The sequence below is a fragment of the Dictyobacter formicarum genome, from assembly GCF_016587435.1.
Genome location: NZ_BNJJ01000004.1, coordinates 455,530 through 473,071, shown reverse-complemented (window position 1 = coordinate 473,071; position 17,542 = coordinate 455,530). Strand labels below are relative to the sequence as shown.

The window sequence follows — 17,542 nt, the reverse complement described above, 5'->3', positions numbered from 1 at the left end:
TGATATGGCAGACGTATCGCTTAAAGAAGGCTTGAATGTACCCGCTCAACAACAACGCGTAGCAGAAGCTAGAAGACGTAACCGCTGGCGTACCAATCTGGTGGGCCTGGGCTTTGTACTACCGTTTTTGATTGTTTATGCGATCTTTGTGATCTGGCCCATTATTTTTGGCTTCCGTATGAGCTTTTTCAACTGGACTATCGGCAAGGGCGGTACGCAATTTCTTGGCATTGCGAACTACCAGGAGCTATTCGGCGATGCCGCTGTGTGGAGTTCGCTCTGGAATACTATTCTCTTCACCATTATCAGCACGCCGCTTCTGGTTGTTATCGCGCTCATTCTGGCTCTACTGGTCAATCGAGCGATTCCTGCACAGGGATTGTTCCGCACCATTTTCTTTGCTCCTTTTGTGCTGCCGGTGTCGGTAGTTACTATTATCTGGGGCTGGCTCTATCAACCTGGTTTTGGCTTGATCAACGGCGCCCTGACATCCCTCGGTTTGCAAGAGGTTCCCTGGCTGAGTGATACACATATTGCGATGCTCTCTGTGGTCATTTTGACGGTCTGGTGGACTGTGGGCTTTAATTTCGTACTCTACCTGGCTGGCATGCAACAGATTTCGCGCGAGCTCTATGAGGCCGCCAATATCGATGGGGCCGGTAGTTGGGCTCGTATTCGCTGGATTACTATCCCATTGCTCAATCGTTTCACGGCCCTGATCGTTATCCTGCAGGTCATTGCTTCACTGCAACTGTTTACCCAGACATACCTGTTGACGGCTGGCGGTCCTAACTATTCAACCCGCTCCATCATTCAGTATATCTATGAATCTGGCTTCACCTCGTTCCGCATGGGTTATGCCTCGGCCATATCCTATGTCTTCTTTATCATCATTTTGCTGGTCTCAGTTATTCAATTCGTTTTGTATAGCCGTGAGCAGAAGGAGAAGTAAGATGGCCGCACAACAGATACAGGTTAAAGCTCCTGGAAAAGAGAACAGCCGACCTGGCAATCGCCGGGGAAAAGTAGCCTACTGGGCAGCCTTTGCTTTGCTGGTCCTGCTGGCGCTGATCTGGCTGATTCCACTGGCCTGGGCGATTGATACAGCAATTAAACCAGAGAGTGAAACCACAGCAGTCCCTGTCTCCTGGTTCGCCTCCCATTTTACATTGGATGCGTTTGTTACGACGCTGGCAACCAGCAATTTGCCGCGCTGGACATTTAATAGCGCATTGACCTCGATCGCGGTCAGTGTGTTGACGGTCATCCTGGCCAGTCTGGCAGCATTCGGCATCTCGCGGGTCCGCTTCCAGGGCCGTAACCTGGTCTTCTGGATTATTCTGGCGGGCATTATGGTTCCCGGTCAGATCTTGATCGTGCCGTTGTTTACCCAGATGCAGGTATTCAATATGGTGGATACCTATTGGGGCATCATTTTGCCTCAGATTGCTTCGCCAGTTGCTGTCTTTATCTTCAAACAATATTTTGATGGCATTCCACATGAATTGGAGGAGGCAGCCATTCTAGATGGCGCTAGTCGCCTGCACGTTTACTGGCGCATCTGGATGCCGCTTGCCAGGCCAGCGATTGCCGCCGTTGCCATTTTCACTTTTGTTACCTCGTGGAATAACTTTATCTGGCCATTCATCGTCATCACAGGCAACAACATGATGACCCTGCCGGTTGGGCTGGCCACTGTCCAGACTTCATTCGGTATTCGCTATGCACAGATCATGGCGACAGCCGTCATCGGTAGCATCCCGGTTTTGATCGTTTTCTTGTTTTTCCAGAAACAAATTGTCGAAGGTATTGCTGGTACAGGATTGAAAGGTTAATACCGTAGGTTCGGGCCTTGCGCTCGATTGGCGGCCTTGTATCCCCGCTTTTGGGCACATTGTGACATCACCCCTTCCTCCATGCGGTGCCCAAAAGCGGGTCTTCATCTTTTCTCGTCGCTTTTGCGAAGCGGATGTTCCCTTAGGTTCAGGGCTCTCAGGATATTTGAGATTGCCCGGCTTTTTCGATGGCCGTAGCGGCTTCTACATCGCGCTGCAACCAACGGGCTCCTACGATGCCAACGATACCAGCAATGACCAACGCTGGAGCACAGGTGATCAGGATAGCCTGTCCCAGTTCTCCACCTGCCATGTTGTGCAAAAAATGTTGCCCGTGGGTGGGATCGAAATTGGTGGCCATGACGCCGATAATAGCGGGGGCAAAGGCATCACCAAGCAGGTGTGCAATCAGCACGGTGACCGCGATGGCTGAGGAACGCAGCCAGGAGGGTACGACATCTTGAGTGGCGGCTGTGCCGGGCCCTCCGTAGATGGAAAATAAAATCACGGTAATGAAGAGGAAGATGGTGAAGAGGGTGAAATCACGGGCCAGTACGGCGGCAATAAAGGTTGGCGCACTGATCAGAAAACTGAGCCCGCAGATCAACACGCGCGCCCCGGCAAAGCGTCGACCCAGGCGATCAGAAATATAACCGCCTGATAGATTGCCAATGATGCCAGCAATGACAATTACGCTACCTGAATAAATGCCCGTAAACTGCTGGCTCAGATGAAAGGTGTCTCCCTGTTGTAGATATAATGGAAGGTAGGTCACATTAACGCTGAGCACAAAGAAGGCAAAGATCTGGACCACAGTCAGAACCAGCAGGGTTTTGATGTGCAGCAGTTGCCAGCATTGCTTGAGGATCGATTCCTTCACAATAGCCATGTGCGCCGGTAGCGCGGGCTGCTCTTTCTCGATGGATGGGAGACGTCCCTCTTCTTCAAGCATGGCTTCTTCATCGGCCTGATTGCGACGCGGCTCGCGAATACGCCAGACCAGGATAGCCATCAGGAGTCCTGGCAACGATGCCACCAGAAAGGCCTGGCGCCATAATCCCATACCACCCAGTAGACCTCCGATGGCAAAACCAGCGAAGATACCGATATACTGTGCGACCCCCACAGACTCATGATCCGCGCACGCTTCTCACGGCGATAGAAATCACTGAGCAATGCGGTGCCCGATGGATAGTAGCCTGCCTCACCCACTCCCAATACCATACGCGCCAAAAAGAGCATGATGAAACTCGAGACCAGTGAGGTCCAGGCCGTTGCCACGCTCCAGATCGCGACACACAAAGCAGCAATGTTCTTGCGCGGCGCGCGATCAGCCCATAAACCCAGCGGAATCGTACCAAGGGTATACACCACAAAGAAAGCCGAGGCGATGAAGCCAACCTGACCTAGAGATAGACTTAAATCTTTGGCAATAGCATTTGAGGCACCAGTAAAGATATTGCGATCCAGATAGTTCAATAGATTGATAGTGAAGAAAATCGAAAATACATAGCGTGGATAGCGAGAGCGTGTACCTGTTGAAGTAACAGATACATCCTGGGAAGACACGATCTTTTTCATATCTACCTCCCTGTAGGAATATCATAATACATTGATATCTAAAAAGAATTTGCTATCTCTACCATATCATAATAATAGGTCGGTTGTATATAAGGTAAATTATGGCTCATATCACGCGGCTCTCTCAGTCCTGCATAGTAACATGTAAAAGAGGCACCTTCGTCACTGAAGGTGCCTCTTTCTCGAGGAGAATAGATGGATGTGTATGGATGGATGCTAGGGCTGTGAAAGCGCGGCAGCCTGAGCAGGTGTAAGGGCGTTGACATTGGCCACGAAGTTCTTGGGAGAACCCAAACCTGTGACATAGTCATATCCTGGACGTGCAGTGCAGTAGAAACCACATCTGCCGTTTGTGCCCGAAGTGATGTCTTTGAATGAGTTGGGCTGGCTCTTTGCCAGGCCATACAGCAAGTCATTGGTGATCGGTTTATTGACCAGGGCGGCAATACCGGTCCAGATTGGCGCTGCCACGCTGGTTCCGGTCTCTTGCTGCCATTTGCCCAGTTCATAGGTGGCGACGGGAGTACCAGCAACAGCAGAAACATCTGGATTGCCACGGAGACCATTGGCTTGCGGAATACCGTATTTTTGCTGATATGCAGGCTCAGCATACATGTTAGAGAGCCCACCACCTGAACCATCCCAGGCTGTTTCAGTGGTACCGTTAACGACCGTGCCGCCAACCGCGATCACACCGGGATAGATCGATGGAGGAGTAATCTGGCCGTAGCCGTCGTCGCCGGAGGCACCAAACAGGGCAACATGGTTGGGATTGTTATTATACAGAGCCGCAAATTGCTTGCCTGTACCATCAAAGCCATAGCTCATGTTGATCGCTTTGAGTCCTGGTGTGTTGATGATTTCGGATGGTCCCTTAGCAATAGAAGTATTATCGGAATTCATATAATACAGCAGAATTTTTGCCTGGGGGGCTATCGCATGCATGATCTCGACATCCAGAAGACCTTCTGCAGGATCACTACCCTTAGCAATAGGCTGTCCACCCTGGTTACGGATGGTTAGACAGCCACTGGCAACGGTACACGCTGGCAGGCCAAAATGCCGGCTATATGCGTTGAGGTCCGATTCCATAGTTGGGATAGCGCCATCAATTACTTCAGCAATCAGTTGCCCTTTACCACCGTTGAGACCCGGTAAATTATACAGTTTCCATAAATCTTGCGGAGTCAGACCACCAGGGGAAACTGCCGCCTTCTTCAGACGACTAAGAGCAGCCGTATCTAGCGTGGTATGGGTACGTGGTCTGGGTCCCAGTGGTCCGTTTGGAGCTTGCAGGGCACTACTGTTATTGACGCGAAGGATCGTTGCGGGCACCAATAGAACAAGCAACAGCAACGTGAAAAACAAAATATTGGCGGTCTTTTTTCTTGTCATCGTTCCTACCATAGACATTCGTTGATAATGGCTGAGCAATGGAGTACTCTCTCCACTCTCATCCAAATACTTTTCCTTACGTGAATTCAACATGACAACCTCTTGTCCGTATTAATCGATTCCCATCTATACAACTGACAGCAATCCTACGCCGGGCATGAGTATGAGGAACCAGGAACTGCCTGCAAGTGCATACGCATTGATGCCTTGCACTCACGATAAGCTAGTTCAAAGACGCCTGCCTATTCCTCGGGCGGAGTCGAAAGAACCTCTGCTTGCTTACTGCTGGGACTAGCATAGCATGAATTACATTGACACATCCTGATATTCAATAAAACATAGCCATATTGGGCTACTAAACTATAAGAAATAGATCAGCAATTCGTAGAGGCGTTTTCGAGCGGCGAGGCCTGAAGTGCCCGCGAGGGCACACCTACGGGATTGTGTTATACTGATGGATGTTCGCCACAAGCGGGTTCATAACGCCGTCCAATGCAACAGCTTAATATCCGATTTCACCTATTCGGCCTTACCTCTCTCCATTAGTGAGGAGGCATATAAATTGTCATTATCTGCATATCCATTGAAAGGAAGCTCTATTATGCCAGAGGCTGTAGCATCCCCTCTTACGGGTTGGGCAAACTTTTACGTCATCATAGGCTCCGCTGCTGCGGCGTTGACTGGATTAATGTTCGTGGTGGTCACCTTGATCGCGGGGTTGCGGACGCACAGGGGCAGTGTAACAATTGGGGCCTTCGGCACGCCGAACGTTGTGCATTTCTGTGCCGCGCTTCTCATCGCCGTAACGCTCAACGCTCCGTGGCAGGTGCTCTGGAATGCGGGCCTTATACTCGGCCTCTGCGGTGTGGGAGGGGTCGCATACATTGTCATCGTTATACGCCGGACACTCCGTCAGGATGACTATAAGCCGGTCATGGAAGATTGGCTGTGGCATATGGTCATTCCGCTCATCTCCTACACAGCACTCATCGTGGAGGCACTGCTACTCTCCAGCCATCCGGTACCAACGCTATTTGGCATCGGCGCAGTTACGATACTGCTCCTGTTCATCGGCATCCACAATGCATGGGATAGTCTTATCTATATCGCCTTCGAGCGCTATCCGGTGGAAAACGAACCTCAGGAATAATATCATCACCTATTTAATACTATATGCAGCTTTTCCCATTTCTTATGCGGACACATTCTTAGCGCTGAGAAGCCGCCTCTTCACCGCCCAAGAATAAGGCATTATTACGATTGACAGCGCCTTATTCTTGGGCTATATTACTATTAATTAATAAACAGATATTCTGTCTATTAATAGAGAGAGGAGAATCTATGGCCCGCATTGTCAACACCCATACCAATGCGGCCAGACGCAATGCTATTCTCGTAATGTGACATTTATAGCAGAAGAAAAGCTTTATTACCCCACAAGAGGAGGGGGGATAGTGTCATGACTGCAATGATCGAAGTAAACAGCCTGACCAAGCGCTATGGTAATAAACGCGGTATTAATGATGTTTCCTTCCAGGTGGAAGAGGGTGAGGCCTTTGGTTTTCTCGGTCCCAATGGCGCGGGCAAGACGACGACGATTCGCTTGCTAATGGCGCTGTTGCGCGCTAACTCAGGCACGGCCCGTATCGCTGGACTGGATGTCTGGCAACAATCGGTAGAGATCAAGCGGTTAGTCGGCTATCTGCCTGGCGAGCTTTCGCTGGATCCTAGCCTGACTGGCGGGCAGATTTTGGCGTACTTTGGACATTTACGCGGCGGCGTCGACCAGGCGTATCTCAAGCAGTTGATCGCACGGATGGAATTTGATCCCAGCCGTAAGTTCCGCCATTATTCCACTGGCAATAAGCGCAAAATTGGTATCATTCAGGCCTTTATGCATCGTCCCCGCCTGCTCATTCTAGATGAACCAACCAGTGGCCTGGATCCGTTGAACCAGCAAGAGTTTGAGCGCATGGTTAAAGAAGTGCGTGATGACGGGCGCACGGTTTTCCTTTCTTCGCATGTCCTGACCGAGGTAGAGCAAACCTGCAAACGAGTGGCAATCATCCGTGAGGGTCAGCTGGTACGGGTTGGATTGGTAGAGGATTTGAAGGACATTAAGCGCCATGAAATTACGATTACCTTTGCCAATGTTGTGCCTGTTGAGGAGTTCAAAGAACTGAACGGGGTAGAGCAGGTAGAAACGCTGGCCGATGGTCATGCCGTGCGACTCTTTGTGCAGGGTCAGGCGGACGCGGTGATCAAAGCGGCGGCCAGGTATCCCGTTATGAGTTTGACCAGCCACGAACCCAGTCTGGAAGACATCTTTATGCGCTACTACGAAGGCGACGGCGTAGTCAACAGGGAGGCCAGTCATGTGGTTCACTAGTATCTATCTCAAGACTTTGCGCGAGGCGCGCATCGCCATTCTGGGCTGGGGTGTGGGCATTGGCCTGCTTATATACGCGGTCCTCTCTGCCTATCCTTCACTGGTGGAAACACCACAGGCGCGTGCCTCGCTTGTCAGCCTGGCTAGCTCGTATAACTGGCTGGCTGAGCCAGTAGCGGTAGATACACCGGGCGGCTATGCGACCTTTAAATATGGTTTTACGATCCTGATCATAGCAATCTGGCCGCTCATTGCCTGCAGTCGCCTGTTGCGCGGCGAAGAGGAACGCGGCTCTATGGATGCCCTGCTATCGTTACCACGTGGACGCTGGCGTGTCGCGCTGGAAAAGCTGGCGGCCATCTGGACCGCTTTGCTGGGGATGGGGCTGCTGATCGGCCTGCTGTCCTTCGCGGGTGGTCAGCATGTCAACGCGGGCTTTAGCCTGGCCGATGGCTTGTTCTTTGGCCTGGACGTGGTGCTGGTTGCTGGCGTCTTTGGATCTATCGCGCTACTGCTCTCGCAGTTTGCGCAGGAACGTGGCACGGCCTCTGGGGTGACCGGGGCCTTATTGCTGATCTTTATCGTGATAGATATGCTTCATCGTGTCATCCCCAACACTGAATGGATCAGCCGTTTTTCGCCCGTCTACTACTATAACCTGAGCAAACCTCTCATCCCTTCGTATGGTACCAATTATGGCGCGCTAGTAGTTCTTCTAGCCTTGAGCCTTGTGTTGAGCGGGGCGGCGCTAAGCCTCTTTGCGCTGCGCGATGTCGGAGGAACGGTGCCATTGCCACGCTGGCTACGCTTGCCCGAGAGAAGCGTGCGACCAGAACAGGCTCTACCGGTGAATGCCTGGTCTCTGCGCTCTGTCTACACACGCAGCCTGGGGATGATCCTGGTTCCAGCCTTATGGTGGACGCTGGGTATCGCTGGATTTGCTGCATGGGTAGTCGTAATCGTCAAACAAACCGAGGATAAGCTATCCTCGATTTACCAGAGCTCGCCGCTGCTGAAAGATCTGATCACAAAAGTTGGTGGTAACGATGTCGCTACTAATGCTGCCTTGCTCAGCACCCTCTTCATTCTGTTACCTCTACTCATCATGACCTTTGCTGTTACCCAGGCCAACCGCTGGTCCGCGGATGAAGAGGATGGTCTGCATGAAATGGTGCTGGCAACGCCACAAGCGCGCCTGACAGTCTTGCTGGCACGCTTCGGAGCACTTACTACCGCTACTGTGTTCATGGGCCTGGTGACGCTGGCCGCTACGTCCTTGTCTTCGCTTGCTTCTGGTCTGACGCTTGATAACGGTAATCTGGCCGCTGCGACTCTGTCGATTATTCCGCTCGGATTGCTGATTGCCGCTCTTGGCTATCTGCTGGCCGGCTGGCTGCGAACAGCTGTGGACACTGGCCTTTTAAGCTTCTTGCTGGTAATCTGGTTCTTCATTACCTTTGTGGGGCCAGAGTTGAATTGGCCTGAAACGACACTAAAGCTATCTGCCTTCTATTATTATGGTGCTCCGTTGATCCACGGCTTGCCACTTGGGGATACTCTGGGCGTGCTAGCGGTGACCGTCATTGCGCTGGCGCTCGCTTCAATACGCTTTATGCGCAAGGACATCGGACGCTAACGGGGATGGCGGGATCGCTCGTCAAAGGAGAAATCGGGCGCAAGGCCCGAACCTATTGGGATCATGTTTTTTGAATGTTCCATCGCATGGACCATCGAAACACATCAAAAATAATGGCACCCATAGGTTCGGGCCTTTCGCCCGATTTCTCGCTCACGCGTGAAAATGTTCAAGAAATGATGTCATGTTTCCGCTCATCAGCCAGCAGGACAACAAAAAAAGGTTCTATTGGTGTGACAACTGTGATAGATTATTACTATCTTGCATTCATATATTTCTGATGTTCTCGATAGGAGAAGGATGATGTCCCAGATCGCTATTGTCGGTGCAGGAATTGCGGGACTCAATGCTGCTCTGACTCTGCAAGACGCGGGGCTTGCGTGTGACGTTTATGAAGCCTCCAACCGCGTCGGTGGTCGTATGCATTCCGATGCCTCCACCTGGGCCGATGGGATGGTCAGCGAATGGTGTGGCGAATTCATCGATGGTGAACATGATGCCATACATCAACTGATCAAACGCTTTGCTCTTCCGACGATCGATCTAGGGCAGACGGGCAAAGACCGCACGCAAAACATTATGTATTTCTTTAATCGCTATTATAGTTCGAGGGAACTGACGGGGGATTTTCAGGCGCTTGCCCCTCTCTTGCAACAACAGGTGCAGGAAGCTGGTTTTCCTACTACCCACGCTCATTTTACTGAAACGGGATTCAGACTCGACCACCTGAGTGTGTATGAGTGGATTGAAAAGTATGTCGATGGTGGACATGATACTCCGATAGGGCATCTGCTAAATGCTGCCTGCACAGGTTTCTATGGCCTGGATACAAATGTGCAGAGCTCTCTTAATCTGGTCTACATGTTCGGCCCGCGCGACCAGACAGCGGCATCGGCTACGCCCAGGCCAGCGCAGGACACCAGCAAAATTGTGGGTGGCAATGAACGATTACCGCAGGCGATTGCCCATAGCCTACCCAAAGGATGCATCCACTTACAGCATCAACTGCTGTCAATCGAACGCAAGGGCGATTCATCGCTTACCTTGACGTTCACCACGGCTGATGGTCACAAGGAAGTGCATTGCGACCATGCGATCCTCACACTGCCATTCAGCACACTACGCCATATAGATTACCAGCGAGCCGGGTTTGATTCCTTGAAGCAAACCGCGATCGAAGAGCTTAGCTATGGTACCATCTCCAAGCTCTTCTTACAATTTGACCAGCCTTACTGGTACGAGGATGGTCCCTGGCCCCAACTTCACAGTGGCTTTGTCATCACAGACCTGGATATTCAGACGTTCTGGGATACATCCCTTGGTCAGACAGGCTCCAGTGGTTTGCTCGTCAATTATACAAGTGGGCACCGAGGGGCCTCCTATACACCACAGGCGCCCTATTCTACCACAGAGGATTCGCAGATCATCCAGCTCTATGCTCAGCACTGCTTGCAACAATTGGAGCGCGTCTTCCCCGGTATCACCCTTCACTACACCGGAAAGGCAGCGTTGAGCTATCCAACCGGCGATCCTCATCTGTTGGGTAGCTACGCCTGCTGGCGTATCGGACAATATACCAGCTTTGCCGGCTATGAGGGCGTGCGCCAGGGGCCCATTCACTTCGCGGGCGAACATTGCTCGGTCGAGTTCCAGGGCTATATGGAAGGCGGAGCCAGGGAAGGTGCACGCGCAGCGCGCGAAATAATGCAGGATTTCAGTTAGTAGAAATAATATATAATGCGGAGCAGGTGCCTGGCACCTGCTCCGCATTATATATTATTTCTACTGTAAAACTCTTTAAAGTTTTTTAGTGTGTCAGGGCATCTGACATATCGGCTTCTTCTGAAGCTGCCCATTGTTCACTATAGGCTGCTTTGCTGGCTAGCTCGGTCAATAAGTAGTTGGCTAGCTCGCGTATAGAGGTTCCTTGTAATAAGAGCACGACCGGAACGGTGATCTCGGTATCGGCCTCGATCTGATTTTTCAATTCGACCGCCATCAGTGAGTCAATCCCCAGAGTATGTAGCTGTCGCTGGCTGTCGAGTCTGGCAATGGGAATACGTAAGATGCGCGCGATGTGCTCACGCAGATAGCTCTGCACGAGTTGCTCACGCTCATCTAACGTCTGCGCCTGAAGTGCGCTGACGGCCAGTTTCTTCTGGGCATAGGCGCTCTCAACGATCTCAACTGTATCCTCCCTGTCCGCCAGCAGTCGAGCAAACATGGCAGAGTTACTGACAGATGGATAGAACTGCTGCCATTGGGCGACATCAAAGGGCATTGCACCCACCTGGGCTTTGTCGTTCCACAACAATAATTCGAGTGCGGCCAGGCCCTGCTGTGGAGAGATGTTTTTTATTCCTCGCTGCGCCAGGCGAGCACCACGGTTGGCCTGGGCGGCCGCCAGTCCCACCTCGGACCAGGCACCCCAGTTGATGCTTAGAGCGGCCAGACCTTGTGCCCGACGATAATGGGCCAGCGCATCCAGGAAAGCATTGGCCGCTGAGTAATTTCCCTGCCCGGGCAAACCAATCAGTGATGCCGTCGAAGAGAAGCAGACAAAGAAGTCCAGCGGCAGATCAGCAGTGAGGCTATGGAGATTCCAGGCGCCCAGCATCTTTGGTGCCATAACTTCTTGCAGACGTTCGATGCTGGTTTGCAATAAGATGCCATCTTTTAAGATGGCTGCCGCATGTAGAATACCTCGCAACGGCGGCATGCTGACCTTGACCTGGTTCAACACATTGGCTACTTGCTGCCGATCGGTGATATCGGCCTGCGCGACGACGACGTCGACATCTTGCCTCTTCAGCTCAGCCAGAATTTTCTGGGCACTCTCGGAGGGAGAACTTCTACCCACCAGCACGATATGCCTGGCCCCCTGCTCAACCATCCATTGGACAATGGTGAGACCTAATCCCCCTAATCCCCCGGTGATTAGGTAGGTACTACTGGCTTTGAACAGGCTGCGCTCGGATACTGTTGTCGTCTTTTTTTCAGCGGCGACGGACTCAAATGAGATCGCAACTTTACCGATCTGACGCGCCTGGGCCAGCCAGCGGAAGGCATCGATGGTCTCAGCTAGCGGGAAGGTCCGCGTCGGCAGTGGCGTAAATGTGCGCGATTCAAACTGCAGTAGAATCTCTCGTAACATCGACATCATCAGTTGCGGACGCTCGCGCAACAGTAGCGAAATGTCGATGGCGGAAAAAGAGAGATTCTTTTCAAATGGTGCCAGGTTCAAGCGGCTATTGTGCTGAATGTCTTTTTTACCCAGCTCCAGGAAGCGTCCGTGGTTGGCCAGCAACGCAAAGCTCCTGGTCAGCGCTTCGCCGGCCAGCGAGTTCAGCACGACATCTACACCCTGACCGTGCGTGAGTTCCATGATCTCATCAGCAAAACTCAGAGAGCGCGAATCCATCACGTGTTGAATGCCCAGAGAGCGCAAAAATTCACGCTTCTCGGGACTTCCGGCCGTCGCAAAGATTTCAGCACCGATCTGTCGGGCGATCTGGACCGCGGCCAGTCCGACGCCGCCGCTGGCCGCATGGATCAGGACACGCTCACCTTTCATCAGTCGACCGACATAGGTGAGGGCATAGTATGCGGTCAAAAACACAATCGAGGTTGTTGCCGCCTCTTCAAAGCTAAGATGTCTGGGCTTAGGAACAACAAAACTAGCCTGTTTGACCACAAAGCGACTGAAGCAGGCTGGTGCGCTGACTGCAATGACTTCATCTCCAACATGCAGTCCCTCCACACCCTCACCCAGGGCGGTAATGCGGCCGGCACACTCATGTCCAAAATGGACGGCACCGTGCTGGTAATCGAGCATCCCCAGCGCAAACAAAACGTCTTTAAAATTCAAGCCAGCGGCGCTGACCTGTATCTCGACCTCACCAGGTCCCGGCTTTGTACGGCTGGTGGGAGTCAGACACAGGTTATCCAGGCTACCAGGAGTCGGAATGTCTATACGACAGGGCTGCACATTATGCAATAGAGGATTACCACGCTCAAATGAGCGTGTTGCTGGCACAGTATTCAGGGTGATTGGATCAACCTTGCTCAGTCGCGCCATATAGCGTTGATAACCACGTAGAGCAATTTGATCTTCAGGAGCATCATTATAAATGAGTTGGAATAAAGATTGGATCTCCGCTGGCCGTATATCCGCTCCCAGGTCCACGCGGGCGCAGCGCAACTCGGGATGCTCGTAAACGATGGTCCGCCCCAGTCCCCATAGGGGGGATTGAGCAACTGAGATCGTCGGGCTACCCTGGTCGATAGCCTGCACCCCATTGGTAATCAGCCACAGACGCGGTAGCTGCTGCCATGAGATCTGTTCTATTGCCTGCAACAGGTGCAGGGTACTGCCGCATCCAAGCAACTCTGCCTCCGCTAACGTTGCCAGCTCTACACCCCCTGAAGATTGGGCCTCCAGGCTCCAGAAATGGAGAATACCATGGCAGGGGGACAGATTAGCCTCGCAGACGGTCTGCAGAAACTGTCGAAACTCAGCGGGCCGTGCCGGATTGAGCTGATAATGGGCAAAGGGGATCAATTCCTGAAAAGTGTCGCCCGGATAAACGAAAATGACGTTGTCACCAGACGTATGCAGGAATTCGGCTACCTGCTGCGCCACCCCCAGGCGATCGGCCAGGATAAGCCAGCTCCCCTTTTCGCGTTGCCGGGCAGCAGCCGCACCAACCGAGTGCTCCTCATCCGCTCTCTCTTCTGTCCATTGGATTTCGTACAGCCAATCGGTAATCTCTGCTTCGTCTGTCTGCGAGGCTGGCCTGGTTTCGGTTCCGAGGCGTTGTAGTCGCACCCCGCGAGCCTCCAGCACGCGTTGTCCCTCCTGGTTAAAAATTTCCCAGCAAAGTTCAAACTGATTGCTCTGCTCCGGCTGCTCCAGGCTCATGCAAGCATAGCTCCATAAGCCTGTGTGAATCGGCTGATAAAGCTGCATATGCTCGATCTGGATTGGTACAATCGGCCCCTTCGCCTCTTCGTCGGCCAGTATATGCGGTGGCAGTGCCGCTAACACGGTTTGCAGGCAGGCATCAAACAAGGCCGGATGAAATTGATATTTATCAATATTGGAGGCTATATCGGTCGCCACTGCTATCTGGCAGAGTGCCTGGCCATCCGCTTGCCATATGCGCTCAACGCCACGGAAAGCCGGGCCATACTGGAGTCCAACCGCGCTCATCTGTTGATAATGGGCATCTCCCGCTATGACATGTGAAGACTGCCTTTGCATCTGTTCCAGCGCCATCGGCAGTATTTCAGCGGCGTGTTGCGCATCCTGGCGCAACAGCAGCCTACCCTGTGCATGCAGCTCCCACTGGCTCTGCGTCGATACCTGCTCATCCTGTAAGCTAAACAATTGGAATGAGGCGCTGCCAGGCATTTCCGGCGCAATAATGAGCTGCATATGCTGCACACTATCTTCGGGCAGGAACAACGCTTTCTTGAATACAACATGCTCTAACGGATAACTACCCACGCCAAAGATTTCTCTGGCCGCCGCCAGGGCCAGTTCCAGGTAGGCTGTAGCCGGTAAGATAGCGTTATCCTGCATACGATGGTCGCGCAGATACGCAAAAGTGTCGCAGTCCAGATCGAATTCCCAGCAATACTCACCGGGTCGCGCCGCCGAAGTCATCCATGGTCCCAGCATAGGATGACCGCTGGCACTACCGGGGCGCGTCCTGGCATGACCACGCTTTGTCACCGGCACCGGCCTGGTATCATGCTCTGTTAGCCAGAAACGCTCGCGCTGCCAGGGATAGGTCGGCACGGGAATACATTGTCCAGTCTCAACATAAAATTGATTAAAATCAATATTGACGCCACGGGTATAGAGATGGCCAAGTGTTTCAAGCAACGTGGCTCGTTCGGGCATGGCACGCCGTAGAGAGGGCAGCGCGGTGCCTGCACGCGTTTCTGATTGCAGGGTCTCCTTCACAGCACCCATGAGAATAGGATGCGGGCTTATTTCCAGGAAGATATGATAATCATCCTCCAGCAAACGTTTGATGGTGGGATAAAACAATACCGGCTGGCGAATATTCTGGGCCCAATAGCCCGCATCCAACTGCATCGATGCATCAAGCGGGCTGGCCGTCACCGTCGAATAAAAAGCGATTGAGGCTTCCTGTGGTTGTAGATTCAGCAGAGCTTGCCGCAGTTCGGGCAACAAAACATCCATATGGGCGCTATGTGATGCTACATCAACGCGAATCAGGCTACAATAGATCTTCTGCTTTTGCAGTTTCTGCATCAAAATTTCAATACTGGCCAGGTCGCCAGCCAGTACGGTGGTGTTTGGACCATTGCTGGTCGCAATAGAGACCTGTTCCTCGTAGCCAATCAACAATTTTTGCGCCTCTGGCAATGAGAGCTCCACCACGGCCATACAGCCTTTGCCAGCAACTCGTTTAAGCAGCAGGCTGCGCTGGCAGATGACCTGCATGGCATCTTGCGCACTCAAGGCCCCAGCAACCACGGCGGCCGCCAGTTCTCCCATACTATGTCCCACGACCGCATCAGGTTGAATGCCCCAGGACCTCCAGAGGGCAGCCAGCGCCAGTTCGATCGAGAACAAGGCGGGCTGCACGATATCGATGCGATTGAGCAACTCCATGTCATCAACGTTGATCAATATATCTAGCAGCGACCAATCGACAAACGGGCGCATCAAGCTTTCACATTGCTCCAGTGTCTGCCGGAAGATCGGTTCTTGTTGTAACAGTTCACGGCCCATGCCCAACCACTGTGAGCCCTGTCCGGGAAACACAAAAGCAATCTTTGGCGTCTGCGATGGGGCGGTGCCTGCGACGATTCCTTGTCTGTCTTCGCCCTGCACAAATGCTGCTAATTGCTCCAGCATCTCGTTTGTGCTGTGCGCGACAACAGCCAGGCGCTGACTATGCTGGCTGCGGCGACAATTAGCGGTATAACATATATCGCTGAAGTTGATAGCGGCATCCCCTGCACGGCATCCAAAATGTTCCTGATAGACCCGAGCCAGCGCGATCAATGCTTCTGATGTCTGAGCGGAGAGGGTCAAGAGATGCGCCAGTGGCTGCTCCGTCTGGCTACCTCGCGAGCTACTCACCTGTATGTTGCTCGGCGCCTGCTCCAGTACCATATGCGCATTGGTGGCGGAAATTCCAAAGCTACTCACACCGGCCAGCGCAGGTCGCCCATCCTTGCGCCAGCGAGTAATCTCCTGTGGTATCTGCAGATGTAATTCCTGCAGGGGCAATTGTGGATGCGGCTGCTGCAGATGCAGATTGGGAGGGATCAATCCATGCTTTAAAGAGAGCGCAACCTTGAGCAGGCCCGCCATGCCGGCCGCTCCCTCGCTGTGCCCTATATTCGTTTTAACGGAGCCGATCAGACAGGGCTGGTCCTGCGGACGCTTCGCTCCGCATACCGTGCCAATGGCAGTAACTTCAACTCTGTCTCCGACAATGGTACCGGTTCCATGTGCCTCGACATACTGTACTTGCTCGGGAGCAACGCCTGCGTCCAGATAGGCTTTACGCATAACATCTTCTTGCGACTTCACGCCGGGCGTGACAAGGAGGCCACTGGTACGCCCATCGTTATTGACCGCGCTGCCTCGAATAACACAATAAATGGGATCTCGATCAGCCAGGGCCTGAGAGAGTGGCTTGAGGACAACCGTTCCAACTCCTTCGCTACGTACAAATCCGTTTGCACGAGCATCAAAGGTCTTGCAGCGCCCATCAGGAGCGAGCAGCCCCATCTTAGAAAAACCCAATCCTTGCTCTGGCCCCAAAATCAGATTTGTTCCCCCGGCCAGCGCCAATGTACATTCTCCGCTCCAAATGCTTTGGCAAGCCAGGTGCACCGCCACCAGCGACGATGAGCAGGCCGTATCGATGGTCATGCTCGGTCCCTGCAAATCTAAAATGTAAGAAATCCGACCAGAAGCAACTCCCCGCGAGCAACCGGTCATCATATACAGGTCAATACTCTCTTTGTTCTGAAACGCGAGATCTTCATAATCATTGGTTGACATCCCTACAAACACACCAGTCGCAGAGCCAACCAGCTTCTCAGCAGGAATACCTGCATCTTCTAGAGCCTCCCAGGCAACCTCCAGCAGCAAACGTTGTTGCGGATCCATGCGTGCAGCTTCGCGAGGCGATATACCAAAGAAGTAAGGATCAAACTGATCGATATCTTCGAGGAAACCACCCCAACGCGTAATCAGCTTGCCCGCCGACCCAGGAGTAGGATCATACACCGCATCAACATCAAAACGTTCGGCTGGTATTTCCTTGATTGCATCTGTTCCATCCAGCAAAAGTTGCCAGAATGCACTCAAGTTTTTTGCTCCTGGAAAACGACATCCCATACCCACAATAGCCACAGGCTCTTTTACTGACATGAACGCTGGCTCCTTAAAAGCATAAACAATTATTCTCCAAATGAAAACTATCCTGTGTAATGTTGTTACATCTAAATTTATACAATGTAACAACATTAGCAATTATAACCATCAGCCTAAACAATTACCATATTACTATTACCATACTCCTATAACGCAGTCTTTAAATTTTATGCATTTTTTATACAACATACTCAGCAGCACATCTGCTATTGCTACATTCACCCTCATAATCTTCAAATATTGCAATAGCAATGCTACATATGTATCGCAATTTT

The 17,542-nt window shown here is 52.2% G+C and carries 8 protein-coding genes and 1 pseudogene; 6 read left to right on the top strand and 3 right to left on the bottom strand.

Annotation, left to right across the window (positions count from 1 at the left end):
- The first annotated feature begins 4 nt into the window (after positions 1-4).
- Together JMI88_RS09585 and JMI88_RS09580 are read left to right on the top strand one after the other, a co-directional pair.
- Positions 5-952: a carbohydrate ABC transporter permease gene (locus JMI88_RS09585; protein ID WP_201361579.1), complete on the top strand. Its 948-nt coding sequence runs from the start codon at positions 5-7 to the stop codon at positions 950-952.
- Between the two features lies 1 nt (position 953).
- Positions 954-1,835 carry a carbohydrate ABC transporter permease gene (locus tag JMI88_RS09580; protein ID WP_201361578.1) on the top strand — a complete coding sequence of 294 codons (882 nt, stop codon included), beginning with the start codon at positions 954-956 and terminating at the stop codon, positions 1,833-1,835.
- Between the two features lie 157 nt (positions 1,836-1,992).
- On the opposite strand, the pseudogene JMI88_RS09575 reads toward JMI88_RS09580, so the two are convergent.
- Together JMI88_RS09575 and JMI88_RS09565 are read right to left on the bottom strand one after the other, a co-directional pair.
- Positions 1,993-3,416, bottom strand: a pseudogene (locus tag JMI88_RS09575) (spinster family MFS transporter).
- Positions 3,417-3,632: 216 nt separating this feature from the next.
- The gene (locus JMI88_RS09565) at positions 3,633-4,877 is read right to left on the bottom strand and encodes a S53 family peptidase (protein ID WP_201361575.1); all 1,245 of its coding nucleotides are present in this window, start codon (positions 4,875-4,877) and stop codon (positions 3,633-3,635) included.
- Between the two features lie 496 nt (positions 4,878-5,373).
- Between JMI88_RS09565 and JMI88_RS09560 the strand changes: the two genes are divergently transcribed.
- The 4 genes from JMI88_RS09560 to JMI88_RS09545 all read left to right on the top strand — a co-directional run bounded on the left by JMI88_RS09560 (position 5,374) and on the right by JMI88_RS09545 (position 10,558).
- On the top strand, positions 5,374-5,961 hold the full coding sequence (locus tag JMI88_RS09560) for a hypothetical protein (RefSeq protein ID WP_201361574.1): 588 nt from the start codon (positions 5,374-5,376) through the stop codon (positions 5,959-5,961).
- 309 nt (positions 5,962-6,270) lie between these two features.
- Entirely contained in the window at positions 6,271-7,200 is a 930-nt protein-coding gene (locus JMI88_RS09555; RefSeq protein ID WP_201361573.1) for an ABC transporter ATP-binding protein, read from the top strand.
- Positions 7,187-8,836 (top strand): efflux permease Rv1217c-related protein, encoded by a 1,650-nt coding sequence (locus tag JMI88_RS09550; protein ID WP_201361572.1) that lies wholly within the window; start codon positions 7,187-7,189, stop codon positions 8,834-8,836. Before JMI88_RS09555 ends, JMI88_RS09550 begins: the two co-directional genes overlap by 14 nt.
- A gap of 300 nt (positions 8,837-9,136) precedes the next feature.
- Entirely contained in the window at positions 9,137-10,558 is a 1,422-nt protein-coding gene (locus tag JMI88_RS09545) for a flavin monoamine oxidase family protein (protein WP_201361571.1), read from the top strand.
- Positions 10,559-10,643: 85 nt separating this feature from the next.
- On the opposite strand, the gene JMI88_RS09540 is transcribed toward JMI88_RS09545, so the two are convergent.
- On the bottom strand, positions 10,644-17,264 hold the full coding sequence (locus tag JMI88_RS09540; RefSeq protein ID WP_201361570.1) for a type I polyketide synthase: 6,621 nt from the start codon (positions 17,262-17,264) through the stop codon (positions 10,644-10,646).
- Positions 17,265-17,542: the final 278 nt, after the last annotated feature.

Bases quoted from the DNA above. Each gene is read 5' to 3' on its own strand.
- JMI88_RS09585 (WP_201361579.1), top strand. From the start codon at position 5: ATGGCAGACGTATCGCTTAAAGAAGGCTTGAATGTACCCGCTCAACAA.
- JMI88_RS09580 (WP_201361578.1), top strand. From the start codon at position 954: ATGGCCGCACAACAGATACAGGTTAAAGCTCCTGGAAAAGAGAACAGC.
- JMI88_RS09555 (WP_201361573.1), top strand. From the start codon at position 6,271: ATGACTGCAATGATCGAAGTAAACAGCCTGACCAAGCGCTATGGTAAT.
- JMI88_RS09550 (WP_201361572.1), top strand. From the start codon at position 7,187: ATGTGGTTCACTAGTATCTATCTCAAGACTTTGCGCGAGGCGCGCATC.
- JMI88_RS09545 (WP_201361571.1), top strand. From the start codon at position 9,137: ATGATGTCCCAGATCGCTATTGTCGGTGCAGGAATTGCGGGACTCAAT.
- JMI88_RS09540 (WP_201361570.1), bottom strand. From the start codon at position 17,264: ATGTCAGTAAAAGAGCCTGTGGCTATTGTGGGTATGGGATGTCGTTTT.